This is a genomic window from Aeromicrobium sp. Leaf350 (assembly GCF_916858655.1).
In the GTDB taxonomy this organism is placed as follows: domain Bacteria; phylum Actinomycetota; class Actinomycetes; order Propionibacteriales; family Nocardioidaceae; genus Aeromicrobium.
Genome location: NZ_CAKASL010000001.1, coordinates 178095 through 202872 on the forward strand (window position 1 = coordinate 178095; position 24778 = coordinate 202872).

The window sequence follows — 24778 nt, forward strand, 5'->3', positions numbered from 1 at the left end:
GTCCTGATCCCTTCTCAGACGAACTTCTTGGAGGCGAGGAACTCGACGAGCTTCGCGCCGCCGTCTCCCTCGTCGGTCACGACCTCGCCGGCGGTGCGCGGCGGGCGGGGCGTCGTGGAGTCCACGGCGGTCCAGGCGTTGTCGCCACCGACCTCCGAGGCCTCGAGGCCCAGGTCGGCGAGCGACCACTCGTCGATCGGCTTCTTCTTGGCCGCCATGATGCCCTTGAAGGACGGGTAGCGGGCCTCACCGGTCTGGTCGGTCACCGAGACGACGACCTTGCCGCTGGCGGTGATCTCCTGCGACGCGACGTCGCCGTCGCGGCGGATCGTGACGGTGTCGCCGTCGACCGTGATCTCCGAGGCGAACGTGACGGCCGGAAGGCCCAGGCGCTCGGCGACCAGCGTGGGGACGATGCCCATGCCGGCGTCGGTGGAGGCCATGCCGAAGAACACGAGGTCGTACTCGAGCTTCTCGATGGCCTTGGCGAGCACGAGCGACGTCGCGAACGCGTCGGACCCGGCGATGGCGTCGTCGACGACGTGGACGCCGGCGTCGGCACCCATCTGCAGCGCCTTGCGCACGGCGTCGGCGGCGTCCTCGGGGCCGACGGTCACGACGGTGACCTCGCCCTCGCCGGCCTCGACGACCTGCAGAGCCTGCTCGACCGCGTACTCGTCCAGCTCGGACAGCAGGCCGTCGACGCCTTCACGGTCGACAGTGTTGTCGGACGTGAAGGTTCGGTCGCCGGTGGCATCCGGGACGTACTTGACCGCAACAACGATCTTGGTCACGGGGGACCCTCCTGGAAGGTTCGGGATTCACGGCGCCGGGACCGGCGTCGTGGCCATCGCACGATGGCACCTGGGGTCACTGTGTCACCTCGCTGTCAGCAAGGGTGAGGCGACCCTCAGCAACCTGAATGTTACCCACTCGTAGTATTTCGGGCGACCGCTGCAGGCCATGGACTGCGTCACACCGAGGCGCAGGTCACACGAGGCCGGCTCAGTCGGACTCGGTGCGCGACCGCAGCAGCGACTGCGCTCCCAGGCCGATCACGAGGTAGATCATCGATCCGGCACCCCAGGCCACCAGGGCCTCCTTGCGCTCCGCGTTGGATCCCGAGAAGTCCACGAGGCCCGCCATGGGGGCGGTCAGGGCGTTGCAGACCGTCTCGACGGCCGAGTAGAGCCCGCCGGAGTCGTTGCCCAGCGCGACGAGCAGGGCTCCGACGGCCAGCACGACCGACAGGATGAGCCCGGCAGCACCGACCACCGCGGCCAGGACGGCGACGGTCGAGGACCGGGACGAGCCACGGGACTCGTCCGGGGGCTCCGGGACGGCGTCGATCTCGGCGGCCTCGCGCCGGGCGCGGGACTTCTCGACCTTCGCCGCGGCCTTCGACTCCGCACGGGTGCGGCGCTCGGCCGCCTTCGCCGACCGGGCGGACGCGCGGGCGGAGACGGCCGGCGCAGCGTCGACGGCGCGCTGCTCGGCCGTCGGCTCGTCGGAGTCGTCGACGTCGTCCTGGACGTCGAGGACGACCGTCTGCTCGGCCTCGAGCGCAGCAGCCTGCTCAGCCTCCAGACGCTCAGCCTCGAACCGCTCTGCTTCCAGACGCTCGGCCTCGAGGGCGGCGGCGTGCTCGGCCTCCAGACGCTCTGCCTCCCGTCGCTCCGCCTCGAGGGCGGCGGCGTCCTCCTCCTCGTCGAGGCGGCGCTGCTCGGCCTCGGCCTCGGCCGCCACCGCTGCGAGTCGGGTCGTCACCTCGTCGGCCGCCAGCTCGCGGTCGATCTCGTCGGGCTCGTACGGCTCCTCGACCTCGAGCTCGTCGGGACCGGCCGGGGCCGGCTCCTCGACGCGGGCGTCGCTGCGACGCAGGCGGGCCTCGCTGCGCGCACGTCGACGCTCGAGTGCAGCGGCGCGGCGGGCCTGCTTCGCCGTCGCCCTGCGGCCACGGGTGCTCGGCGCCTCCGCAGCCACTGCCGCGGCGGGCTCGTCGTCGATGTCGGTGTCGTCGGTCTGGGCCTGGTCGATGTCGTCGACGGCGACCGGCAGGGCCTCGGCGGCGAGTGCCTCCTCGACCTGCGGCTCCTCGACCACGGGCTCGGGCTCGGGGTCCTGAACGGGCTCGGGCTCGACGTCCTGAACGGGCTCGGGCAGGACCTCCGCGCTCAGACCTTCGTCGGGGGCGTCGGCCGGATCGATCTCGTCAGGTGCGTCGACGGCGGGCGTGCCTTCGCGACGGGCACGCTTGGCCGCGCGTCGAGCCGCCTTGGCCTGCGCGCGCTCCAGCCGAGCCTGCTGTAGGGGCGTCAGCCGGTCGGTGTCGAACTCGACCTGCTCTGCCTCCTCCAGCGGGTCGACGACGCGGGACTCCTCGGTCGACTCGGGCTCCGCGAGCTCGGCCTCGGCCGATGCGGCACGCTCGTCCGCCTCGGCCTGCGCGGCCCACTCCCCCGCGGTCGTCAGACCCTGGAGGGCACGGTGCAGCGGGCTCGACTCGTCGAGCCCGCGGTCGGCGACCGCCCAACGCCCGGGGCCGTCCGACTCGGACGGCTCCGCGGGCGACTCATCTACGCCGGACGACCCTTTTTTTGATCGGGGAGGCAAGGGCTCCCGTCTCACCGCTCACCTCCTGGAGCGTCTCCCCCGCGTCGTCGTCGTCGGCGTCGCCGCCGTCGTCGACGAACTCCGACGCCGTGGGCGCCGAGGGGGTCAGGGGGGTGCCCTTGGCGACCTGGTTCGCCATCACGATGTGCTCCTGGGCGACTCGCTCGGCCTCGGCCTCGGCGGCGGCGACCCACTCCATCGCGGTGCGCTCGGCCTCCTGCAGCTTTTGCTCGGCGGCCTCGCGGGCCGCGGCGACCGCCTGGCTGAGACGCTCCTGCGCCTCACGCTTGGACGCGATCGTGACACGCTCGGCCTCGGCCTGCGCCTCGGCGATGCGACGGCGGGACTCCGACTCGGCGGAGGCTGCCACCCGGCGAGCCTCCTCCTGGGCGGCGGCGACCTTCTCGGCAGCCGCACGTTCGGCCTCGGCGACCTTGCGCTCGGCGTCCTGGCGTGCAGCCTCGGCGGCACGCTCCTGCTCGCGCTCGGCCTCGGCACGGGCCGCAGCGGCGACCCGGGCAGCCTCGGCGGCCTCGGCGGCGACGCGCTCGGCCTCGGCCTGGGCCAGACGCACCCGCTCCTCGGCGACGCGCTCGGCGTCGGACAGACGACGCGCGGCCTCGACCCGCTGGGCCTCGGCGTCCTCGGCGAGACGACGGGCCTGCGACTCCGCCTCGGCGACCATGGCCTTGGCCTCGTCGCGCTCACGGGCGAGCTCCTTCGCGGCCGCCTCGTGGCGACCGGCCGCCTCCGAGGCGAGGCGCTCGGCCTCGACCTTGGCGGCGACGAGCTTCTCCTCCGCTGCACGCTCGGCGTCGGCGACGCGCACGGCGATCGCCACCCGCTCGGCGGCGACCTCCTGGGCGTACTTCTCGGCCTCGGACCGCGCGGCGGCGACGTGGTTGGCCGCGGTCTCCTCGGCCTCACGGACGATGCGCTCGGACTCGGCCTTGACCTCGGCGAGGCGGCGGTCGGCCTCCTCGCGCTCGCCGGCGAGCTGCTTGTGGGCGGCCTCGCGCTGCTGCGCGGCCTGACGAGCGACCTCGTCGGCCTTCTGCTGAGCGGCGGCGATGCGCCGGTCGGCGTCGGCCTCGGCGGCCTGGAGACGCTCCTGCGTCGTGCGCGCCGCCTCGGCCTCGGCCTCGGCGATGCGCTTCTCGGTGTTGCGCGCCGCCTCCTCCTCGGCCGACTGGACCAGGCGCCGGGCCTCGGCCTCGGCGTCGCTGATGCGCGCGGCAGCGGCGCGGTCGGCGTCGGCCTTGGCCTGCGCCACGCGCTCGTCGGACTCGCGCTGGAGCTCGGCGATGCGGGCCGCGGCGGCCGACCGCTCGCTCTGGATGTCGCGGTTGACCCGCTCGGCCTCGGAGCGGGCTGCGGCGACGCGCTCCTCGGCGGCCTCCTCGGCGGCACGGAGCTTCTGGGCGGCGGCCTCGCGCTGACGGGTCTCGTCGGCCTCCAGGCGCGCCTCGAGGTCGGCACGCTCACGAGCGGCCTCCTCCATCAGACGGGCGGCCTCGGCACGAGCCGCGGCGACGCGGCCCTGGGCCGCGGCGCTCGCTGCGGCCAGCTTCTCCGCGAAGGACGACACGGGGGCGGCCGGCTCGGGCTCGGGCGCCACCTCGGCGACCGGCTCGGGCTCACGGACCGGCTCCGGCTCCGGGCCGGCCAGGCTGTCGATGTAGCTGACGCTGTAGGACTCCGGCTCGGGCTCCTGGACGGGCTCGGGCTCGGGCGTCACCTCGGCGACCGGCTCCGGCTCACGAACCGGCTCAGGCTCCGGTGCCACCTCGGCGACGGGCTCCGGCTCCGGCTCGGGGGCAGGCTCGGGCTCGGGCTCGGGGGCAGGCTCGGGTGCCACCTCGGCGACCGGCTCAGGCTCCGGGGCGACCTCGGCGACCGGCTGGGGCTCGGGCTCGGGCGCCGCCTCGGCGACGGGCTCGGGCTGCGGCTCGGACTCGGACTTCTTCTCGTCGGCGGCAAGCTCTCCGGCCGTGGCGGCCGTCCAGAGGCGTCCGAAGACCGACTCCTTCGGCTCGTCGGCGGGCGCGTCCGCCGACGTCGGCTCGGGCTCGGCGGCGCGCGGGGCCTCGGGCTCCTGACCGCGCTGGATCTCCTCGGCGATCTCGTCGCGGCTCAGCTCGCGGGTGGAGTCACCCGCCGCGCTCGAGTCGTCGGCCTCGGTGGCACTGCGCTCCGAGGCGGCCTGGCGAGCGGCCTCGAGCTTCTGGGCGAGCGTCTGCGGCTCGGCGGGCTTCGGCTCGTCGAGGTCGTCTGCGGAGTCCTCGACCTCGTCGGCCTCGTCATCGGCCGGACCCTTGCGCGACGAGCGCTCCTCGCGACGGCGCTTGGCGGCGTCGAGACGGGCCGCCTTGGCAGCAGCACGGCGCTCACGGGCCGAGAGGGGGCGTCCGGCGCCGGAAGCGGTCGGCGTCGATCCCTCGTCGCCGGAGTCGCCGATCATGTCGGCCGCGACCCTCAAGGGGTCGGCCGGAGCACTACCGGTGGTCGGCTTCTCGTCTGAGTCGCTCATGACTCCCTTTCCTTGCGGGCCCTGCCAGGTCACGTCCGCATCAGTATGCCTCAAGTGTCACTCGAGTCCACGCGTATTGCGGACCCGGTGGTCGGTGCGTCCGGCGGGGTCAGCGACCGGTGAAGGTCGCCTTGCCGGGACCGTTCTCGACGAACGAGGTCATGCCGGCCCGGGCGTCGTCGGTCGCGAAGAGACCGGTGAACTCGACCCGCTCGATCTCCAGGCCCGACTGCAGGTCGACCTCGAGACCGCGGTCGATCGCGGACTTCGCCGCGCGGAGTGCCAGAGCCGGACCTCCGACGAACTGCGTGGCCCAGGCGACGGCCTCGGTCAGCACGTCCGCCGCAGGGACGACGCGGTCGACCAGGCCGATGCGCAGAGCCTCCTCGGCGTCGACGAAGCGACCCGTGAAGATCAGCTCCTTCGCGGTGCTCGGTCCCACCAGGCGCGACAGGCGCTGCGTGCCGCCCGCGCCGGGGATGATGCCCAGCAGGATCTCGGGCTGGCCGAGCTTGGCGTTGTCGGCCGCGATGCGGAGGTCGGTGGCGAGGGCGACCTCGCAGCCGCCACCGAGCGCGAAGCCGGTGATCGCCGAGATCGTGGGCTTGCCGATGGCCGCCAGGGCCCGCGTGAAGTCCTGCAGGAGGTGGGCGTGTCGCACCATCTCCTGGTAGGTCATGTCGGCCATCTGCTTGACGTCGGCACCGGCCGCGAAGACGCGCTCGCCGCCGTAGACCACGACGGCAGCGACGTCGTCGCGCTCGTCGGCCTCACGGGCGACCTCGATGAGCTCACGCTGCACCTGGGCGTCGAGGGCGTTCATCTTGGGCCGGTCCAGACGGATCGTTCCCACGCCGCCCTCGACCTCGAGCCGCACGAACTCTGCCACGTCGATCTCCTTGCCTGCGGCGCCAAGGCCGCCGATCAGGTCACGGCTCTGGTGGCCGGACTCGTCGATGTCGCCGAGCATAGGGGCGCACGCGGGTGACCGCGTACGGTGGTCGGGGCCCGACCCGGGCCGGACGAGAGGCAGGCATGGACGCAACGGAGATCGCCGACGACACCGTCACCCTGCGCCCCGAGCGATCCCAGTCCGGGTTCGACGGCTACAGCGTGTGGGTCGAGTCCGAGCGCGTCGGCTCGGTGGCCCTGCGGCAGGAGTCGCGCTCGACCTGGTCGATCCGCTGGAACGTCGGCACGGGCGACTCGGCCGCGCGCTGGGCGATCCACGCCGTGGGGCTGGCCGTCGACCACGTGCTCGGCGCGCTGGGCGCCGGGCGTGTCGAGGCCCGCATCCCCGTCGACCGCACGGCGGACGTCCGGGCGGCCTCGATCAGCGGTCTCCGCAAGGAAGGGGTGCTGCGCAGTGCTCCGGGTGAGACCGATCGCGTCCTGATGGCGCGCCTTTCGACCGATCCGCCCGCCCGCAGCCGCGACGGCTTCATCGCGATCCTCAACGCCGGGCTCCCCACGAAGCGCGTCATCGCGCAGGGACTCTGGCGTGACGAGGCCGGCCGGGTGCTGCTGTGCGAGCTGACCTACAAGCAGGAGTGGGACCTGCCCGGCGGCGTGATCGAGGTCGGCGAGTCGCCGGCGCTCGGCCTCGCCCGTGAGCTGCGCGAGGAGCTGGGACTGGACGTCGAGGTGGGCGACCTCGTGACCGTCAGCTGGCTCCCGGCCTGGCGCGGCTGGGACGACGCCTGCATCTTCCTGTTCGACCTGGGCGTCGCCGACGCCTCGATCACCTCGACCATGACGCTGCAGCCCACCGAGATCGCCGGTGTGCACTGGTGCGACCCCGCCACCATCGGTGAACGCGCCACCGCGGCGGCCACCGAGGTCCTCGCCGCCGTCACCACCGGCGTGACCCCCTACCGCGAGGCCCCCCTCGCCCCTGAGTGACCCCGGCGAGATGTGTGGACCTGGGCCCCATTTCTCGACGAGGAAAGGGGCGCAAGCCCACACTTCTCGCTGGTCAGCCCTGCTCGACCGCCACGACGCCGCCGAACTGGCCGATGGCCCGCACCTCGCCGGAACCCGGCGGAACGACGAGCAGGACCTGGTGGTCGAACCGCACGACACCGCTGCCGACGAGGCCTTCCGGCGCCAGCGCGTTCTGCACGGTGCCTGCGGCGTAGGTGACGGTGCGGCCGGGGGTGATCTGGAACTGGTCGGCCCGGTGCAGGGTCGCGAACACCAGCGCTCCCCCGTCGGCCGTGCGCAGCACGTACTGCACCGGCTCGGCGGTCCACGCCTGCGAGAACTCGACGTCGGGCAGCTGCGCGCTCTGCTGGTAGGAGTCGACCATCTGCTGGCGGAAGGGGTCGTCGGCCGCGACGGTCTCGGCCGGCGCCTCGGGCAGCGAGGCGAGGGCGGCGACGTAGGCGTCGACCGCGGCCTGCGGCGAGAGCACCATGCCCCGCTCGTCGTCCGGTGACACCGTGACGGCCGTCGCGTCGTCGGTGACGCGAAGCTCCGGCAACGACGCCTGGGCGACGATCGCCGGACTCTCCGTCAGGGTCCACTCGTCGACCGCGCTCGCCCGGGCGAAGACCTGCACCCGCCGCTCGCCGCCGTCGGCACTCGCGACGGCGACGAACCACAGCGGGTACGCGCCGAACCGCGGGATCGCGACCTCCTCGGCCCGCAGCACCGTCTCGGTGCCTCCGCCATCGACCTGGAAGGCGGCGGTGTCGATGTCGAGCACCGACCCGCTCTCGACGACGGACAACGGCTGGGGGTCGCCGATGTCGACGGCCGCCCCGTACACCTCGCGGTAGCGGGCGTAGACGCTGTCGACCTCGTCCTCCGCGATCGCGAGCTTCGTCGCATCGGCGTCGTCGCGCTGGTGCGGCACGGCGCACGCCAGCAGGGACAGGCACGAGACGACGGCCACCCCGAGCCGCAGGATCCTGCTCATCGCGGGCCCTCCGTCGTGTCCTCGTCGTCGACGACGTCGAACTCGTGCAGCTCAGCCTCGGTCACCTCGTGCTCGACGCCGTCCTCGTCGACCCAGACGTAGAGCACCTGCGGCGTGGCGCTCGGCGGCTCCGGCTCCGATTCGGGTGCCGGCTGCGGCTCGGGCTCCGGCTCCGGTTCGGGCACCGGCTCCGGTTCGGGCTCGGGTGCCGGCTGCGGCTCGGGCTCCGGTCGGGGCTCGACCAGGTCCTCCTCGTCGACCACCTCGAAGCCGTCGAGCTCGTCCGGGTCGATCTCGTGCTCCACCCCGTGCTCGTCGACGTACAGGAAGACCTCGACCTCCTCGACCTCCACCGCCTCGGTGTCGTCGAGCTCGTCGGGCTGGCTGCGCCACACGTGGTGGCGGCGCAGCAGGCCGCCGAACCACGCGACACCGACGCCCAGCAGCGCGATGCCCGCGCCGCGGCCGAAGCCGCCGCGGATGCCGTAGGCGGTCGTGACCTCGAGACCCGAGAGGTTCGTGGACCCGACCGCGACGACGGCGATCGACACGGGCTCGTCCGGCAGGGTCAGGCTGACGTCGGCACCGCCGAGACCGGCCTGGGAGACGATCCACCAGTCGAGCGCGGTGGGCGCGGACGGCACGTTGGGCTCGCCCTCGACGGACCGGGTCTCGATGTCCCACGGCGTCCCGTACGAGGTGATCTCGACGCGCGCGGCGTTGCTGAGGTAGTTCTCCACGTCGACGGTGTTGCCCACGCCGACGAAGACGGGCTTGCCGATCGGCACCTCCACGAGCACGTCGACCTGCACGCCGACCCACGTCACGACCCCCGGCGCCGTCACGACGGCTGCCTGGTCGGTGTCGATGGCGTGTGGGCCGGTCGTGATGCGCCCGTCAGGTCCGAGCACGACCATGAGCGCGGCACCGGCGAGCGCGACGAGGACACCGAGCACGCTGATCGCCCAGGCCCCGATCGTGCGCCCCCTGATCCGCCCCCTCATGCGCCCCGTCATCCGCACCGTCCCTCCCGACGACGGGCGCCCTCGCGCACCGCGACGCCGACCCTACCTGCGGCGATCGGATCCTGCGGGAGACGCGCGGTGAGGGTCTCGCGGCGGGTCTCGGTGGGTTCTCAGTACAGGGCGGTCGCCAGCAGGCGTCGCGCCGTCGCGACGCGCGGGTCGTCCGAGCCCACGACGACGAACAGGTCGAGGAGGCGTGCTCGCACGCGATCGCGATCGTCCTCGCTCGTGCGACGCACGAGCTGGATCAGGCGGTCGAAGGCGTCCTCGACGTGACCGCCGCTGACGTCGAGGTCGGCGACCAGCAGCTGGGCGTCGATGTCGTCGGGAGCGTCCGCTGCCGCGGCACGGGCCTGCTGGAGGTCCGAGCCCTGGGTGCGCGCCATGAGCCGCACGCCGGCGAGCCGCTCGGCGACCTCGGCGTCGCCGGGGTTCTGGGCAGCGAGCTTCTCGTACGCGGCCACGGCACCCGGGAGGTCCCCCGCGGCGAAGGCGGCGTCCGCCTCCGCGAAGCGCGGATCGTCCGCCGGCTCCTCCAGGGCCTCGGGCGCGGAGCCGGGGGCAGGCGCACGTCCCGTGACGCCGTGCTCGGCGCCCAGGCGGATCAGCTCGTCGAAGTAGCCGCGGATCTGCTCGTCCGGCACGGCGCTCTGGAACAGCGGAACGGGCTGGCCCTTCACGAGACCGACGACGAGCGGCACCGACTGCGCGCCGAGCGCCTGACCGATGCCGGGGTTGGCGTCCACGTCGACCTGCGCGAGCAGCAGCTGACCGTCGTACGCGTTGGCCGCGGCGGCGAGCCGGGCGTTGAACTCGGCACCCTGCGGGGCCCGCGGCGACCACAGGCTCAGCACGACGAGGTGGTTCAGCGAGGCCTCGAGGGCCACCTGCTGGAAGTCGGCCTCGGTGACGTCGACGACCCAGGAGCCGCCGGCGCCCGAACCACCGGCAGCGGCGGGCTGCGTCGCAGGGCGGGCGAGTGCGGACAGGTCGAGGGCTCCGGGACGCGAAAAGCTCATGCCCCCATCCTAGGGAAGCAGGTGTGGCGGCACTCCCCCGCGCGGCCCACGCAGGCCCGCGCGCTGCACGACACGCTGGATCGTCAGGTCGCGCCCGTCCGGGTCGCCGATGAAGCGGATGTCGCGCAGCCCCTGCGCCTGGGCGGCCGACTCGAAGATGAAGTGGCCGTAGCCGAGCAGTCGTCCGAGGAGCGGCTTGTCGACCGTGATGTCGAGGATGCGGGTGATGGGCATCGTGGCGATCTTGACGTTGAAGACGCCCGAGGCGCGAAAGACCCGCATGTTGGTGATGACGAAGACGTCGCGGCGCTCGCGGGCCGTGAGGAACACGGCGTGCCCGAGGAGGACGAAGGAGACGAGCAGGAAGACCCAGCCCCACGAGATGGGCCCGAACAGCGCCAGGACCCACAGCGCCAGGACACCGATCAGCTCGACCTCCGGCAGCGCGTAGACGATGCCGTGGTGGCGCACGAGGTCGACGACGTGCTCGCCCTCGTCGTGCAGCAGGTGGCGATCGACCTGCTGCTCGGGGATACGCTCGGCCAGCGCACGGATCATGGCTGGCCCGCTACTCGAAGAGCTCCTGCACGAAGACGCCGACGTTGCCGAACGCGTCGATGACGGCGCTGAACGCACCATCGACCGCGTCGGCCGCTTGGGTCGGCGCGGTCAGCAGGTAGTAGACGGCAAACCCGATCACGAGCAGCGCCAGAGCCTTCTTCACCACGCCACTATTTCTAGGCCATCACCCCGCACAGCCGCGGGAGGCGCGCCGAACGGCATGCCCTTCGAGGCTCCGCGTCCCGGAGCCTCCAGCTCTCAGATCTGGTCGAGGACGACGTCGGCCGCGCTGTAGGGGTCGGTCGAGCCGCCCAGGACGTCGGCGGCGAGCCCGTCGAGCCGTGCGTCACCACCCAGGTGGCCGAACCGGCGGCTCACCTCCCCGAGCGCGATCGCCTCGATCTCGCGCCGCGCCCGCGCGAGGCGGCGACGACGCCCCTCGCCCGAGGACTCCAGGTGGGCGCGGTGGTCGTCGACGTGCGCCAGCAGCTCGGCGATGCCCTCGCCCTCGGTCGCGACCGTCAGCGCGATGGGCGGCTTCCAGGCCCCGTCGGGGCGGTCGGTCATCGACAGCATGCCGCGCAGCTCGCGCCGGGTCGTCGTCGCGCCGTCACGATCGGCCTTGTTGATGCAGAACACGTCCCCGATCTCGAGGATGCCGGCCTTCGCGGCCTGGATGCCGTCACCCATGCCGGGCGCCAGCAGCACGAGGCTGGTGTCGGCCAGGCCGGCGATCTCGACCTCGGACTGGCCCACGCCGACGGTCTCGACGAGGATCACGTCGCAACCGGCCGCGTCGAGCACCCGCAGCGCCTGCGGTGCAGCGCCAGCGAGCCCGCCGAGGTGGCCCCGGCTGGCCATCGAGCGGATCATGACGCCGGGATCGGTGGCGTGGTCGGACATGCGAATGCGATCGCCCAGCAGGGCCCCGCCACTGAAGGGCGAGGAGGGATCGACGGCCAGCACGCCGACCGTGCGGTCCGCAGCGCGCAGCGCCGCGACCAGGGCCGACGTGGAGGTGGACTTGCCGACGCCCGGCGAACCGGTCAGGCCGACGACGTGCGCCCCGCCGGTGTGCGCCACGAGCGCCTTCGCAACCTCACGGAGGGCGGGCGAGTCGCGCTCGACCAGGGAGATGAGACGGGCGACGGCCCGGGCCTTGCCCGGACCGTCGCCTCGTGCCGTCTCGACGAGCTCGGTGACGTCGTCGACACGGCGCATGCCTGCTCCTGCGTCAGTGCGCCGTCAGGCCCGGATCAGGCCCGCGGGACGCGGATGACCAGGGCGTCGCCCTGACCGCCGCCGCCGCACAGCGCAGCCGCGCCGACGCCGCCGCCGCGACGCTGGAGCTCCAGCGCCAGGTGCAGCACGACGCGAGCGCCGCTCATGCCGATCGGGTGACCGAGGGAGATCGCACCGCCGTTGACGTTGACGATGTCCTCGGAGATGCCGAGCTTCTTGGTCGACGCCAGGCCGACCGCGGCGAAGGCCTCGTTCAGCTCGACCAGGTCGAGGTCGTCGGTCGTCAGGTCGGTCTTGGCGAGCGCCGCGGCGATCGCGTTGGCCGGCTGGTCCTGCAGGCTCGAGTCGGGGCCGGCCACGTTCCCGTGGGCGACGAGCTCGGCAAGGATCGGGAGACCCAGCTCCTCGGCCTTGGCCTTGCTCATGACGACGACGGCGCAGGCGCCGTCGGAGATCTGGCTGGCGGTGCCGGCCGTGATGGTGCCCTCCTTGGAGAACGCCGGGCGCAGCTTGCCGAGCGACTCGGCGGTCGTGTCGCCACGGACGCCCTCGTCGGCGCTGACGACCAGCGGGTCCCCCTTGCGCTGCGGGATCTCGACGGGAACGATCTCGTCGTCGAAGACGCCGTTCTTCTGGGCCGTGGCGGCGAGCTGGTGCGAGCGGGCGCCGAAGGCGTCCTGCTCCTCCCGCGTGAACGTCTCGACGTCGACGTTGCGCTGCTCGGTGAGCGAGCCCATCGCCTGGTTCGTGATGGCGTCCCACAGGCCGTCGTACTCCATGTGGTCGAGCATCGTGGTCTTGCCGTACTTGAAGCCCTCGCGCGAGCCGGTGAGGATGTGCGGCGCCTGCGTCATCGACTCCTGGCCACCCGCGACGATGACGTCGTACTGACCCGACTGGATGAGCGCGTCGGCGAGCGTGATGGCGTGGATGCCGGACAGGCAGACCTTGTTGATGGTCAGGGCCGGGACGCCGAGCGGGATGCCGCCCTTGTCGGCGGCCTGGCGGGCCGGGACCTGGCCGGCTCCGGCTCCGAGGACCTGCCCCATGATCACGTAGTCGACCTGGTCGCCGGTGATGCCGGCCTTGTCCAGGGCGCCCTTGATGGCGACGCCACCGAGGTCGGCGCCCGACAGGGTCTTGAGTCCACCGAGCAGGCGGCCGATGGGGGTGCGGGCCCCCGCGACGATCACGGTCTGGGTCATGAGAGGAGCTCCTTAGAAGGCAGGTGCTCGTCACTTTACCCAGAGGTAACGTGCGGCCGACACGGGCGTGGGCCGGATCACGCCATGACCTCGACGCTCACTAGTTTGCGTATCTGACTAGTCATGCATACGCTCTAGTCATGGAGACCGACGAGACGCCGACCGAGTGGCTCCGAGCCGTGCTGTCGCTGACCGTCCTCGCGATCGTCGCCGAGGGCGAGACGTACGGCTACGTCGTGGCCCAGCGACTCCAGGCCGCCGGCCTCGGCACGGTCAAGGGAGGCACCCTCTACCCGGTCCTCAACCGCCTGGAGGACGCCGGGCTCCTGACCTCGTCCTGGCGCGAGGGCGTGGGCGGACCCGGCCGCAAGTTCTTCGCCGTCACGCCCGAGGGCCGCGAGCACCTGGCGACCCGGACCGCGGCCTGGCACAGCTTCACCGAGCGGGCGACCGGCCTGCTCCCCACCGAGAGGAGCACGACATGACCACCGACGGCACCCGCAGCGACTACCAGCAGCGCCTCATCCTGGCCCTGCGACTCAAGGACGTCCCCGGCGACCGCATCGGCGAGATCGTCGCCGAGGTCGAGAGCCACGTCGCCGAGACGGGCGAGGACCCGGTCGAGGCCTTCGGTTCCCCCCGTCAGTACGCCGCGAGCCTCACGGCGGAGCACCGGCCGGACCCGAAATGGGTCACCGCTGTGAGCCTCGTCGGCTCCGGTCTGGCCGGGTGGCTCGTCGCCCAGGGCGGGCTCGCCGTGCTGCTCGGCGAGTCCTACTGGGGCCAGTCGGGCTGGCTGTGGCTGGGGCTCGGCCTCGCGATCGGCGTGCCGGGCGGCGTCAGCGTGTGGCGCCGATCGACCCGGGTCCGTGACCCGCGCACCGGCGGCGACCTCGAGCCCTTCTCGCCCGGAGGCTTGGTGGTGCTGATCGGCAGCCCGATCGTGGTCGTGCTGCTGGCGTTCGCGGCGATCAAGATCTTCGGCTGACCCGGCAGGTCGCCCCGTACGTCCTGCTCTACGCTGCCCCCATGTCTGCGACCGAACCCCTTGTGCCCGAGCACCTTCTGATCGCGATCGACCACGTCGGCATCGCCGTCCCCGACCTCGACGAGGCGATCTCCTTCTACTCCTCGCTGTTCGGACTGAAGTCCGTCCACGAGGAGACCAACGAGGAGCAGGGGGTGCGCGAGGCGATGCTGGCCGTCGGCGACTCCGGCTCGTTCATCCAGCTGCTCTCGCCCCTCTCCCCCGACACGACGATCGGCAAGTTCCTGGCCAAGAACGGCCAGGGCATCCAGCAGCTCGCCTACCGGGTCTCCGACCTGGACGTCGTCTCGGCCACGCTGCGCGAGCGCGGCGCACGCCTGCTGTACGACGAGGCCCGTAACGGCACCGGCGGCAGCCGGGTCAACTTCGTGCACCCCAAGGACGCCGGCGGCGTGCTGGTCGAGCTCGTCGAGCCGGCCACGAACGGTCACCACTGACCGTACGAGACCTGTGTCACACGGCAGGTCGTGGCGCGCCCATGTTTCTCGCGGGTAACATCACCGCGACCTGAGACGACCCCACCTGGAGGCTCTTCGTGCAGCACATCCTCGACGCGATCATGGCCGGCGACACCGCCGGCGAGGACTTCGCGAACCTGGACATCCCCGACCACTACCTCGCCGCGACCGTCCACAAGGACGAGGTGGACATGTTCGAGGGTGTCGCCAGCCGTGACAAGGATCCGCGACAGTCGATCCACGTCGAGGACGTCGCGCTGCCCGAGCTCGGCCCGGGCGAGGCCCTCGTGGCGGTCATGGCGAGCGCCATCAACTACAACACTGTCTGGACCTCGATCTTCGAGCCCGTCTCGACGTTCGGCTTCCTCGAGCGCTACGGCCGCCTCTCGCCGCTGACCAAGCGTCACGACCTGCCGTACCACGTGGTCGGCTCCGACCTCGCGGGCGTCGTGCTCAAGACCGGCCCCGGCGTCACCAAGTGGCAGCCCGGCGCGGAGGTCGTCGCCCACTGTCTCTCCGTCGAGCTCGAGGCCCCCGACGGCCATGACGACACGATGATGGACCCCGAGCAGCGCATCTGGGGCTTCGAGACCAACTTCGGCGGCCTGGCCCACATCGCCCTCGTGAAGTCGAACCAGCTGCTGCCCAAGCCCGACCACCTCACGTGGGAGGAGGCGGCCTCGCCCGGCCTCGTCAACGCGACGGCCTACCGCCAGCTCGTCTCCAAGAACGGCGGCAACATGAAGCAGGGCGACAACGTCCTGATCTGGGGCGCCTCCGGCGGCCTGGGCGGCTTCGCCACGCAGTACGCGCTCAACGGTGGCGCCAACCCGATCTGCGTCGTCTCCAACGAGGAGAAGGCCAAGATCGTCCGCAGCATGGGCGCCGAGCACGTCATCAACCGTTCCGAGGAGAACTGGAAGTTCTGGAACGAGGACAACACGAAGCAGAACCCCAAGGAGTGGCAGCGCCTCGGCAAGAAGATCCGTGAGCTCACGGGCGGCGAGGACATCGACATCGTCTTCGAGCACCCGGGTCGCGAGACCTTCGGCGCCTCGGTCTACGTGACCCGCAAGGGCGGCACGATCACGACCTGCGCGTCGACCACGGGCTTCATGCACGAGTACGACAACCGCTACCTCTGGATGAACCTCAAGCGCATCGTCTCGAGCCACTTCGCGAACTACCGCGAGGCGTTCGAGGCCAACCGCCTGATCGACCAGGGCAAGATCCACCCGACGCTCTCGCGCACCTACAAGCTCGAGGACGTGGGCCAGGCGTCGCTCGACGTGCACCACAACCTCCACCAGGGCAAGGTCGGCGTGCTCGCGCTGGCGCCCGAGGAGGGCCTCGGCGTCCGCGACGCCGAGAAGCGCGAGCAGCACCTCACCGCGATCAACCGCTTCCGGGGTATCTGAGGCACCAGTACGAGACCGAGGGGCGTGGCCATGGGCCACGCCCTTCGGCGTCGGTACAGTGGGCGATGACCGCGCCCCCGTCATCCCACCTGCGAGGAATTTCCATGTCGGATCAGTCCGGATTGTCGATCTTCGATGCCAGCAAGTCCGCCTCGTCGGCGTCGTTCCCGCCGGCCCGCCGCGGTGGCTACGACCCGGACGCCGTCGACGCCTGGGTCCGCTCCCAGTCGGCCGAGCTCTCCAAGGCCGCCAAGGCCGTCCAGGAGGCGAATCGCAAGAACGCCGACCTGACGCAGCAGGTCGAGCAGCTGAAGGACCGCGTCGAGGCCGTCGAGCGCCCGACGTACACCGGCCTGGGCAACCACGCCGCCCAGCTGCTGGGCCTGGCCGAGACCGAGGCCGAGGAGGTCCGCGCGAAGGCGCGCCGCGAGGCCGACGAGACCGTCACGAAGGCCCGCGAGGACGCGACCCTCATGGTCGCCGCCGCGAAGCAGGAGAGCGAGGAGCTGCGCTCCCGCACCACCAGCGAGATCGAGACGAAGCGCAAGTCGCTCCTCGACGAGGCCGAGGCCAAGAACGGCGAGGCCCAGGCCTACGCGGCCGACCTGCGCGACCAGGCCGAGCGCGAGGCCGAGCGGGTCAAGCTGGCCGCCGAGCAGGACGCCGAGTCGATGCGCCTGACCGCGACCCGCGAGGTCGAGCAGGCCCGCGCCGGCGCCGACCGCGAGGTCTCCGAGGCCCGTCGCGTGCTGGCCGTCGAGAAGGAGCGCCTCGCCCGCGAGGCCGCCGAGAACCACGAGGCCGCCGTCGCCAAGACCTCCAAGCTCGTCTCGGACGCCGAGTCGCGCGCGCAGGCCGCCGACGACCGCTCGCGCGAGGTGCTGGCGAACGCGGCACGATCGCGCGACGAGGCCAGCAAGGAAGCCGCCCAGCTCATCGAGAACGCCCGCACCGAGGCGTCGAACATCGTGGCGCAGGCCACTGCCGAGGCCGACAACGTCCGGGTCACGACGACCACCGAGGTCGAGCGCCACACGCGCGCCCTGCGCCTGGAGGTCGCCGACCTCGAGCGCAAGCGCGACGGCATCGTCTCGCAGATGGGCCAGCTGCGCGACATCGTCGCGACCTTTGCCCCCACGGCCGCTCCGGCCGTGGCGGAGGAGACGTCGGCCGAGGCCGAGCCGGCGGCCGACGTCGAGTCGGAGCCGGAAGCGCACGCCGAGACCGACGAGTCCGTCACCGATGAGTCCGTCACCGACGAGGTCGAGACCGCTGCGCCCGAGACCGACCGCCCGGAGGCGACGCAGTCCTGAGGTTCAGGCCCGCTGCCAGCAGGCCGTGTGCCAGTGTCGGCGCTCGTCGAGCGCCGACGCGCTGAGCAGTGCAGCCACGACCGGCCACACCACGACGTGGCCGGTGCCGACCTGGATGGGCCGGTAGCAGCCCGGGCACGTGTACGCCTTGCCCGACGTGGCGCCCGTGAGGCGACGCACGTGCCACTCGCGTCCGTCCCGCACCTCGACGCTCTGGTTCACGACGAGTGGGCGCCCCGAGGGGCGCGGAGGACGTCGGCGGGGCACGCCTCGATCCTAGGTCTCCGCTAGGCCGCGGGTTCGGCGCAGTACCAGCGCACCCAGCCCTCGCCGTCGCGTGCTCCGGTGAGCGCCTCGTCGAAGGTCACGACGCCCACGCGCCCGTCGAGCCACTCGAACACGATGCTCGAGCTCAGCGTCGGTGTCGCCGAGCAGCTCAGTCCCCGCGCCTCGACGTCGGCCACGGCCTGGGCAACGAGGTCGGGCCTGACCGACGGCGTCACGGTCAGCTCCCGGTCACCGCCGGAGTGCCGCCCGGCGTCGAACATCATCAGCGCGATCGCGATCGCGACGGAGGCCGCCAGGGTCGACCAGGTGACTCGTCTGACCCAGCGGGCGACCAGCTGCAGAGTGCTCACGCACCACCGTTCCGTCCTCCCCCATCACGACAACGAGGCCGGTACCCCAGGGGTTACCGGCCTCGTCGCGTGATCTGCAGGACGTCGACGCCCGGAGGCGCCGCGGGTCCGCTCAGTAGGTGTGGAAGCCGGCCTTCGTCTTGCGGCCGAGCTGGCCGTCGGCGACGAGCTTCTCGAGGGTGGGCGCCGGCGCCCACCCGTCGTGCCCGAAGGCCCCCACGAGGGTCTGCTGGATCGCGAGCGAGACGTCGTTGCCCACGACGTCGAGCAGCTCGAACGGACCCATCGGCAGCTTCGCGTTCTCCTTGATCGCCGTGTCGATCTCCTCGAGCGAGCCCTCGCCGGCCTCGTGGAGCTTGATGGCGTCGTTCAGGTACGGGAAGAGCAGGGCGTTGACGATGAATCCCGCCCGGTCGCCGCACGAGACCGGGTGCTTGCCGACGTTCAGGCTCAGCGCCTTGGCGGTCTCGGCGACCTCCGCCGACGTCGTGTCGGCCGACACGACCTCGACGAGCTTCATGACCGGAGCCGGGTTGAAGAAGTGCAGACCCACGACGTCGCCGGGGCGACCCGTCTGCGCCGCCAGGTCGGCGATCGAGAGCGACGACGTGGTCGTGGCCAGGATCGCGCCGGGCTTGGCGATGCGGTCCAGGTCGCGGAACAGCTCGCGCTTGATCTCGAGGTCCTCGGCGATGGCCTCGACCACGACGTCGACGCCGCCGAGCGCCTCGCGCTCGGTCGAGCCCGTCAGGCGGTCGAGCACGGAGGACTTGCCGTCCTCGTCGAGCTTGCCCTTGGAGATCGCGCGATCGAGGTTCTTGGTGATGTAGGCGACGACGCCGTCGAGCTTGTCCTGCGAGCGGCCGACGTAGGTCACGTCGTAGCCGGCCTGCGCGAACACCTGGACGATGCCGGACGCCATCGTGCCGGTACCGACGACGCCGACCGAGGTGACGTCGTGGCGCAGCTGCGGGGTGGCCTCCTCGGCGCCGGCAGCGCCCGCGAGGTTGCTCAGGATCGGGGCCGGCTCGTGCAGCGGGTCGCCCGACTTCGCGTGCAGCGCCTGCAGGCCGTCGATCACGGTCTGGGCGCCGAGGGCCTCGATCAGCGCGATCGGTCCGACCGGGTAGCCACAGCCGAAACGCATGCCGGCATCGATGTCGGCACTCGTCGCGTAGCCGCTCTCGAGCATCGTCGCGGCGTGGTTGAGGTACGGGAAGACGAGCGTTCGCGCGATCTCTGCGCCGCGGTCATCGGCGGTGAGTCGGTCGACGATCTCCTGCATGTCTACTCCTGAGTAACGTGACGGGTCGTGACACACTAGCGTGAACTTTTCGCACTGATCTACGGGGAGCCGATGAATCGACGTACGCGGGTCTGGGCCGTCGCCCTGACCCTGACGGCAGGCCTCGTGCTGAGTGCCTGTGGCGAGGAAGATCCCGAGTCCGAGTCGTCGTCGACCCCGTCGGCGAGCGAGAGCTCCCCCGCCCCCACGACGGCCTCCCCGACTCCCGAGACCCCGGCCCTCCCCCAGGTCGCGTCCGACCTGGTCGGCACGTGGCGCGACGACACCGCCGACTGGACCGCGAACTTCGCGGCCGACGGCACGTTCACCTGGGACTACCAGGGCAACACCGGATTCCTGACGGGCACCTACACGCTCGAGAGCGGCGTGGTGACGTTCGCCGGCAACGACGGCAACGACCTCGCCGGCCAGGTGACCCCGCAGGGCCTCGTGTTCACGCTCGGCACCCTGACGCCCCGATGAGCGAGCAGGGCTGATGCGGCTCGTCGTCGCGCGCTGCCAGGTCGACTACGCCGGCAGGCTCACCGCGCACCTGCCCCTCGCCACCCGCGTCATCATGGTCAAGTCCGACGGCTCGGTCCTGATCCACTCCGACGGCGGCTCCTACAAGCCGCTGAACTGGATGAGCCCACCGTGCACGCTGCGCGAGGGCGTGGCCGACGACGGCGTGGCCGAGTGGACCGTGTCGGCCACCAAGACCGACGACACGCTGCGCATCCGGATCGAGGAGGTCATCTCCGACTCCTCGCACGACCTGGGCATCGACCCGGGCCTGCAGAAGGACGGCGTCGAGAAGCACCTGCAGGAGCTGCTCGCCGAGCACACGTCGACCCTCGGTGACGGGTTGAGCCTGGTGCGCCGCGAGTACATGACCGCGATCGGGCCCGTCGACCTGCTGTGTCGCGACGCGGCGGGAGCCGCGGTGGCGGTCGAGATCAAGCGCCAAGGTGGCATCGACGGCGTGGAGCAGCTCACGAGGTATCTGGAGCTCATGAACCGCGATCCGAAGCTGCGCCCGGTGCGGGGCATCTTCGCGGCCCAGGACATCAAGCCCCAGGCCCGCACCCTCGCCACCGATCGTGGCATCGAGTGCGTCCTGGTCGACTACGACGCCCTCCGCGGCATCGACGACCCGAGCCTGCGTCTGTTCTGACCCGGGTTGCGGGACGTGAGGGCATGTCGTTCGCTGGGGGCATGAGCGACCTGACTCCCCTGCACCCGATTCTCGGTGGCTGGCGCACGAGCGGAACCGTCCTGGACGAGCACGGCGCCGTCTCGGCCGAGATCGCGGGCACCGACACCTACACGTTGCTGCCCGGCGGCACGTGGATCGCGCACGAGGTCGACGTCGACATGGGCGGTGGGCAGAAGGCCGTGGCCCACGAGCTGATCGGCGGCGAGAACCCCGACGGCGGCTGGAACATGTTCGCCTTCGACGAGTCGCCGACACCCGGCACCATGCGCCTCACGCTCGAGGAACCGGGACTGCTCCTGCTGCACGGCGAGGGCGTCCGCAGCTGGTTCCGCATCGACGAGGACGCCGACCACCTCTCCACGTGCTGGGAGCGGCGTACGGGCGACACCTGGACGCGGTGGATGGACCTCCGCTTCGACCGATTCTGACCTGGGCAGGCGAGAGCCCCCGCAGCCGTGGTGGCTGCGGGGGCTCCCGCGGGGCGTGCTGGGTCAGGCGCCGGCCTTGCGGGGCGCGGTCGGGTCGCTGCCCTCGCCCGTGTCCTCGCGGGCGACCCAGTCCTCGATGCGCTCGTAGTCGCTCGCCGAGCGAGTCACGACGGCCAGGAGGTCGCTCATCTTGGAGACCTCCTCGACCTGCTCCTTCACGAACCACTGCATGAACTGGTCCGAGGCGAAGTCGTTCTCGTCGCGGGCGATGCGGGTCAGCTCGTTGATCTGGTCGGTGACGCGCTTCTCCTGGTCGAGGGCCAGCTTGACCGGCGCGATGACGTCCGCGAACGCCATCTCCGGGGCCTCGAGGGCAGGGATGCGGATCTCGGCGTCGGCGTCCAGCAGGTACTGGATCATCATCATCGCGTGGTCGCGCTCCTCGACGGCCTGGTTGTAGAACAGGGCGGCCATCTGGGGCATCGTCAGGGCGTCGTAGTAGGCGGCGATCGCCACGTACTGCTGGTGGGCACCGAACTCGTAGCCGAGCTGCTGGTTGAGTCGGGAGACGAAGGCGGGAGCTGCCATGGTCATGGTCCTTTCCGAAGGGTTCGACCTCACCTGCGGTGTTACGGTGAGGCAGTGGCGAAGAAGGCGAAGATGCCGAAGAAGAAGTGCTGCGTGAGCAAGCCACGGTGCAAGCGGTGCCCCATCCAGATGCTGAAGGACGGGACGCTCCCCGACGGCTACACCGTCAAGAAGCGCAAGCTCGTGAAAATTCCGAAGGGCAAGAGCGCCAAGGGCGCCAAGTCCGGCAAAAAGCTCGCTGCGGCCTGAACGGTCACCCCTTCCTGGCTCGGCGACCTCGCCAGCCTAGCCCTGCAGAACGCTGGAATTCCAGCAAGGAATGGCTGACCTCGCGAAGGTTCGGCTTGCCTGACGACCTCGCGTGCGAAGCACGGCACCCCGCGTTACCGTCATGACATGACCGACATCGCCGCGCGCGCCCACCTCCTCCTCGACCTGCACACCTCCGCCGAGATCCTCACCGTCGTCAACGTCTGGGACGCGATCAGCACCAAGATCGTCTCCGAGACCGACGGCATCGAGGCGATTGCGACCGCCAGCCACTCCATCGCCGCGATGTACGGCTACGAGGACGGCGAGAACATCCCCGTCGACCTGATGATCGAGGCGGTCGGCCGCATCGTCGCCGCCACCGACCTGCCCGTGACCGCCGACCTGGAGGCCGGTTACGGCAACCCGGGCGAGACGGTCCGCAAGGCGATCGACGTCGGCGTCGTCGGAGCGAACCTGGAGGACCAGATGAAGCCGCTGGCCGAGGCCGTGGCCGCGGTCGAGGCCGTCGTGAAGGCCGGAGAGGCCGCGGGCATCCCGTTCGTCCTGAACGCCCGCACGGACGCGGTCGCGAAGGCCGGCGACCGCCCCCACGACGAGGTGATCGCCGACGCGATCGAGCGTGGCAGCGCGTTCCTCGACGTCGGTGCGCCCGTCGTCTTCGTGCCCGGGCCGCTCTCGGAGGACGACGTGCAGGCGTTCGTCGACGCCTGGGGCCCGCAGAAGCTCACCACGATCGGCTACCCCGGCTCGATCCCGCTGGCCCGTCAGGCCGAGCTCGGCGTTGCTCGGGTCTCGTACGGCCCGTTCTCGCAGTCCGTCGCCCTCATGGCGCTGCAGGACCTCACGAAGGACATCGTGGCCGGCGGCGGGCTGCCGTCGGACTTCCGCGTCCTGAACTGAGCCCGACGACGAAGGCCCCGACCGTGAGGTCGGGGCCTTCGTCGTGGAAGGGTTCAGTCGAGGTCGTTGGCCTTGCGGATCTCGTCGACGACGCGGTCCATGATGTCGGTGATGCCGAAGTCCTTCGGCGTGAAGACCGCGGCGATGCCGGCCTCCTCGAGGCGACGGGCGTCGGAGTCGGGGATGATGCCGCCGACGATGACCGGCACGTTCGTGAGCCCGGCGTCGTGCAGACCCTTCTGCACGTCCGGCACGAGCTCCATGTGTGATCCCGACAGGATCGAGAGGCCCACGACGTCGACGTCCTCGGCCACGGCCGCGGCGACGATCTGTGACGGCGTGAGTCGGATGCCCTGGTAGACGACCTCGAAGCCCGCGTCACGGGCGCGCACCGCGACCTGCTCGGCCCCGTTGGAGTGGCCGTCGAGCCCGGGCTTGCCGACGAGGAAGCGCAGGCGACCGCCCAGCTGCTCGCCCGTGCTGGCGACCTTCTCGCGCACGGCCCGCAGCTCGGCACCCGCCTCGGCGACGCCGACGGCACCGGACACGCCCGTGGGCGCCCGGTACTCGCCGAAGACGCCGCGGAGCGTGTGCGCCCACTCGCCCACCGTGGCGCCGGCGCGGACCGCGGCGAGCGTGGCCTCCATCAAGTTGGTCGTGGTCTTGGCCTCCGAGGCGACCCGCGCGAGGGCCTCCTCCACGGCGGCACGGTCCTGCTCACTGCGCCACTGCTGGACGTCGGCGATCGCGTTGGCCTCGGCCTTCGGATCGGCGGCCATGATCGCGGCGTCGAGGTCCTCGGTCAGCGGCGACGGCTCGGTCTCGGTGTAGGAGTTGACGCCCACGACCTTGAGCTCGCCGGCCTCGATGCGCGCGCGGCGCTCCGAGTGCGACGAGACCAGCGCCTGCTTCATGTAGCCCGTCTCGACCGCGGCCACCGCGCCACCCATGGCCTGCACTCGGTCGATCTCGGCCTTGGCGCCCTCGACCAGCTCGGCGACCTTGGCCTCGATGACGTGGCTGCCGTCGAAGATGTCCTCGTACTCCAGGAGGTCGGACTCGAACGCCAGCACCTGCTGCAGGCGGAGCGACCACTGCTGGTCCCACGGGCGCGGCAGGCCGAGGGCCTCGTTCCAGGCGGGGAGCTGCACGGCGCGGGCCCGGGCGTTCTTGCTGAGGGTCACGCCGAGCATCTCCAGCACGATGCGCTGGACGTTGTTCTCGGGCTGCGCCTCGGTCAGGCCCAGGGAGTTGACCTGCACGCCGTAGCGGAAGCGGCGCATCTTCGGATCGGTCACGCCGTAGCGGTCACGCGTGACCTCCTCCCACAGCTGCCCGAACGCGCGCATCTTGCAGGTCTCCTCGATGAAGCGCACCCCGGCGTTCACGAAGAAGGAGATGCGGCCGACGACCTTGTCGAAGTCGGCCTCGTCGACCTGCCCGGAGTCCTTGACGGAGTCGAGCACCGCGATCGCCGTGCTCATCGCGAACGCGAGCTCCTGCACGGGCGTCGCGCCGGCCTCCTGCAGGTGGTAGCTGCAGATGTTGAGCGGGTTCCACTTCGGGATGTTGTTGACCGTGTACGCGATCATGTCGGTCGTGAGCCGCAGGGAGGCCTCGGGCGGGAACACGTAGGTCCCGCGCGACAGGTACTCCTTGATGATGTCGTTCTGGGTCGTGCCGGCCAGGCTCTCGGGCGGAGCGCCCTGCTCCTCGGCGGCCACCTGGTACATGGCGAGCAGCCACATCGCGGTGGCGTTGATCGTCATGGAGGTGTTCATCTCCTCCAGGGGGATGTCCTGGAAGAGGCGGCGCATCGAGCCCAGGTGCGGGATCGGGACGCCCACCTTGCCGACCTCGCCACGGCTGAGCTCGTGGTCCGGGTCGTAGCCCGTCTGCGTCGGCAGGTCGAAGGCGACCGAGAGTCCGGTCTGCCCCTTCGACAGGTTCTTGCGGTACAGCGCGTTCGACTCGGCCGCGGAGCTGTGCCCCGCGTAGGTCCGCATCACCCAGGGGCGGTCGGGCGCAGTCTTGTCAGCCATGGGGGCAGATTACCGCGGGGTAACGGCCCAGGTCATGGGAGAGGCCTGAATCACGT

27 protein-coding genes are annotated in these 24778 nt (G+C 71.5%); 11 read left to right on the top strand and 16 right to left on the bottom strand.

Going from position 1 to position 24778, the window contains the following annotated elements; translation table 11 throughout:
* Positions 1-14: 14 nt before the first annotated feature.
* The 4 genes from LO931_RS00895 to LO931_RS00910 form a co-directional block, all read right to left on the bottom strand.
* A complete protein-coding gene (locus LO931_RS00895) occupies positions 15-794 on the bottom strand; it encodes an electron transfer flavoprotein subunit beta/FixA family protein (RefSeq protein ID WP_229051317.1) in 780 nt (259 codons plus the stop codon).
* A 211-nt stretch (positions 795-1005) separates the two neighbouring features.
* Positions 1006-2628 carry a hypothetical protein gene (locus LO931_RS00900; protein WP_229051318.1) on the bottom strand — a complete coding sequence of 541 codons (1623 nt, stop codon included), beginning with the start codon at positions 2626-2628 and terminating at the stop codon, positions 1006-1008.
* On the bottom strand, positions 2573-5143 hold the full coding sequence (locus LO931_RS00905; protein WP_229051319.1) for a hypothetical protein: 2571 nt from the start codon (positions 5141-5143) through the stop codon (positions 2573-2575). The genes LO931_RS00900 and LO931_RS00905 overlap by 56 nt, the downstream gene beginning before the upstream one ends.
* A 109-nt stretch (positions 5144-5252) precedes the next feature.
* The gene (locus LO931_RS00910) at positions 5253-6032 is read right to left on the bottom strand and encodes an enoyl-CoA hydratase/isomerase family protein (protein WP_229051320.1); all 780 of its coding nucleotides are present in this window, start codon (positions 6030-6032) and stop codon (positions 5253-5255) included.
* 146 nt (positions 6033-6178) lie between these two features.
* On the opposite strand from LO931_RS00910, the gene LO931_RS17565 reads away from it, so the two are divergent.
* Positions 6179-7045: an NUDIX hydrolase gene (locus tag LO931_RS17565; RefSeq protein ID WP_304523486.1), complete on the top strand. Its 867-nt coding sequence runs from the start codon at positions 6179-6181 to the stop codon at positions 7043-7045.
* A 73-nt stretch (positions 7046-7118) separates the two neighbouring features.
* Here the strand turns inward: LO931_RS17565 and LO931_RS00920 are convergent, their stop codons facing one another.
* The 7 genes from LO931_RS00920 to LO931_RS00950 all read right to left on the bottom strand — a co-directional run bounded on the left by LO931_RS00920 (position 7119) and on the right by LO931_RS00950 (position 13115).
* On the bottom strand, positions 7119-8063 hold the full coding sequence (locus LO931_RS00920; RefSeq protein ID WP_229051321.1) for a hypothetical protein: 945 nt from the start codon (positions 8061-8063) through the stop codon (positions 7119-7121).
* Entirely contained in the window at positions 8060-9067 is a 1008-nt protein-coding gene (locus LO931_RS00925; protein ID WP_229051322.1) for a hypothetical protein, read from the bottom strand. Before LO931_RS00925 ends, LO931_RS00920 begins: the two co-directional genes overlap by 4 nt.
* Before the next feature lie 131 nt (positions 9068-9198).
* On the bottom strand, positions 9199-10107 hold the full coding sequence (locus LO931_RS00930) for a tetratricopeptide repeat protein (RefSeq protein ID WP_229051323.1): 909 nt from the start codon (positions 10105-10107) through the stop codon (positions 9199-9201).
* Between the two features lie 9 nt (positions 10108-10116).
* Positions 10117-10665 (bottom strand): PH domain-containing protein, encoded by a 549-nt coding sequence (locus tag LO931_RS00935; protein WP_229051324.1) that lies wholly within the window; start codon positions 10663-10665, stop codon positions 10117-10119.
* Between the two features lie 10 nt (positions 10666-10675).
* Entirely contained in the window at positions 10676-10834 is a 159-nt protein-coding gene (locus LO931_RS00940) for a hypothetical protein (protein WP_229051325.1), read from the bottom strand.
* Between the two features lie 92 nt (positions 10835-10926).
* Positions 10927-11889, bottom strand: coding sequence for a methylmalonyl Co-A mutase-associated GTPase MeaB (gene meaB, locus LO931_RS00945; RefSeq protein ID WP_229051326.1), 963 nt, complete (start codon positions 11887-11889; stop codon positions 10927-10929).
* 35 nt (positions 11890-11924) lie between these two features.
* Positions 11925-13115, bottom strand: a complete 1191-nt coding sequence (locus LO931_RS00950) for an acetyl-CoA C-acetyltransferase (RefSeq protein ID WP_229051327.1) — start codon at positions 13113-13115, stop codon at positions 11925-11927.
* A 140-nt stretch (positions 13116-13255) separates the two neighbouring features.
* Between LO931_RS00950 and LO931_RS00955 the strand changes: the two genes are divergently transcribed.
* The 5 genes from LO931_RS00955 to LO931_RS00975 all read left to right on the top strand — a co-directional run bounded on the left by LO931_RS00955 (position 13256) and on the right by LO931_RS00975 (position 17352).
* Positions 13256-13600, top strand: a complete 345-nt coding sequence (locus LO931_RS00955; RefSeq protein ID WP_229051328.1) for a PadR family transcriptional regulator — start codon at positions 13256-13258, stop codon at positions 13598-13600.
* A complete protein-coding gene (locus tag LO931_RS00960; RefSeq protein WP_229051329.1) occupies positions 13597-14103 on the top strand; it encodes a hypothetical protein in 507 nt (168 codons plus the stop codon). The genes LO931_RS00955 and LO931_RS00960 overlap by 4 nt, the downstream gene beginning before the upstream one ends.
* Before the next feature lie 41 nt (positions 14104-14144).
* On the top strand, positions 14145-14600 hold the full coding sequence (mce, locus tag LO931_RS00965) for a methylmalonyl-CoA epimerase (protein WP_229051330.1): 456 nt from the start codon (positions 14145-14147) through the stop codon (positions 14598-14600).
* Positions 14601-14698: 98 nt separating this feature from the next.
* The gene (ccrA, locus tag LO931_RS00970) at positions 14699-16039 is read left to right on the top strand and encodes a crotonyl-CoA carboxylase/reductase (RefSeq protein WP_229051331.1); all 1341 of its coding nucleotides are present in this window, start codon (positions 14699-14701) and stop codon (positions 16037-16039) included.
* Positions 16040-16143: 104 nt separating this feature from the next.
* Positions 16144-17352 (top strand): DivIVA domain-containing protein, encoded by a 1209-nt coding sequence (locus LO931_RS00975; RefSeq protein WP_229051332.1) that lies wholly within the window; start codon positions 16144-16146, stop codon positions 17350-17352.
* A gap of 3 nt (positions 17353-17355) precedes the next feature.
* On the opposite strand, the gene LO931_RS00980 is transcribed toward LO931_RS00975, so the two are convergent.
* The 3 genes from LO931_RS00980 to LO931_RS00990 form a co-directional block, all read right to left on the bottom strand.
* Positions 17356-17619 carry a hypothetical protein gene (locus tag LO931_RS00980; protein WP_229051333.1) on the bottom strand — a complete coding sequence of 88 codons (264 nt, stop codon included), beginning with the start codon at positions 17617-17619 and terminating at the stop codon, positions 17356-17358.
* Between the two features lie 20 nt (positions 17620-17639).
* The gene (locus LO931_RS00985; RefSeq protein WP_229051334.1) at positions 17640-17990 is read right to left on the bottom strand and encodes a hypothetical protein; all 351 of its coding nucleotides are present in this window, start codon (positions 17988-17990) and stop codon (positions 17640-17642) included.
* Positions 17991-18102: 112 nt separating this feature from the next.
* Positions 18103-19275, bottom strand: coding sequence for a 3-hydroxyacyl-CoA dehydrogenase family protein (locus tag LO931_RS00990; RefSeq protein ID WP_229051335.1), 1173 nt, complete (start codon positions 19273-19275; stop codon positions 18103-18105).
* A 72-nt stretch (positions 19276-19347) separates the two neighbouring features.
* Here LO931_RS00990 and LO931_RS00995 point away from each other — a divergent pair, with 72 nt between their 5' ends.
* The 3 genes from LO931_RS00995 to LO931_RS01005 are packed head-to-tail and all read left to right on the top strand — an operon-like array spanning position 19348 to position 20919.
* A complete protein-coding gene (locus LO931_RS00995) occupies positions 19348-19758 on the top strand; it encodes a hypothetical protein (RefSeq protein ID WP_229051336.1) in 411 nt (136 codons plus the stop codon).
* Positions 19759-19771: 13 nt separating this feature from the next.
* Positions 19772-20449, top strand: a complete 678-nt coding sequence (gene nucS, locus LO931_RS01000) for an endonuclease NucS (RefSeq protein ID WP_229051337.1) — start codon at positions 19772-19774, stop codon at positions 20447-20449.
* A gap of 41 nt (positions 20450-20490) precedes the next feature.
* Positions 20491-20919, top strand: a complete 429-nt coding sequence (locus LO931_RS01005; protein WP_229051338.1) for a hypothetical protein — start codon at positions 20491-20493, stop codon at positions 20917-20919.
* A 63-nt stretch (positions 20920-20982) separates the two neighbouring features.
* Here LO931_RS01005 and LO931_RS01010 read toward each other — a convergent pair whose 3' ends face one another.
* Entirely contained in the window at positions 20983-21507 is a 525-nt protein-coding gene (locus LO931_RS01010; RefSeq protein ID WP_229051339.1) for a ferritin, read from the bottom strand.
* A gap of 93 nt (positions 21508-21600) precedes the next feature.
* Between LO931_RS01010 and LO931_RS01015 the strand changes: the two genes are divergently transcribed.
* A complete protein-coding gene (locus tag LO931_RS01015; protein ID WP_229051340.1) occupies positions 21601-21756 on the top strand; it encodes a hypothetical protein in 156 nt (51 codons plus the stop codon).
* Between the two features lie 147 nt (positions 21757-21903).
* Entirely contained in the window at positions 21904-22680 is a 777-nt protein-coding gene (locus LO931_RS01020; protein ID WP_229051341.1) for an isocitrate lyase/phosphoenolpyruvate mutase family protein, read from the top strand.
* A gap of 53 nt (positions 22681-22733) precedes the next feature.
* On the opposite strand, the gene LO931_RS01025 is transcribed toward LO931_RS01020, so the two are convergent.
* Complete coding sequence (locus LO931_RS01025) at positions 22734-24722, bottom strand: protein meaA (RefSeq protein WP_229051342.1); 1989 nt, start codon at positions 24720-24722, stop codon at positions 22734-22736.
* Between the last annotated feature and the right edge of the window lie 56 nt (positions 24723-24778).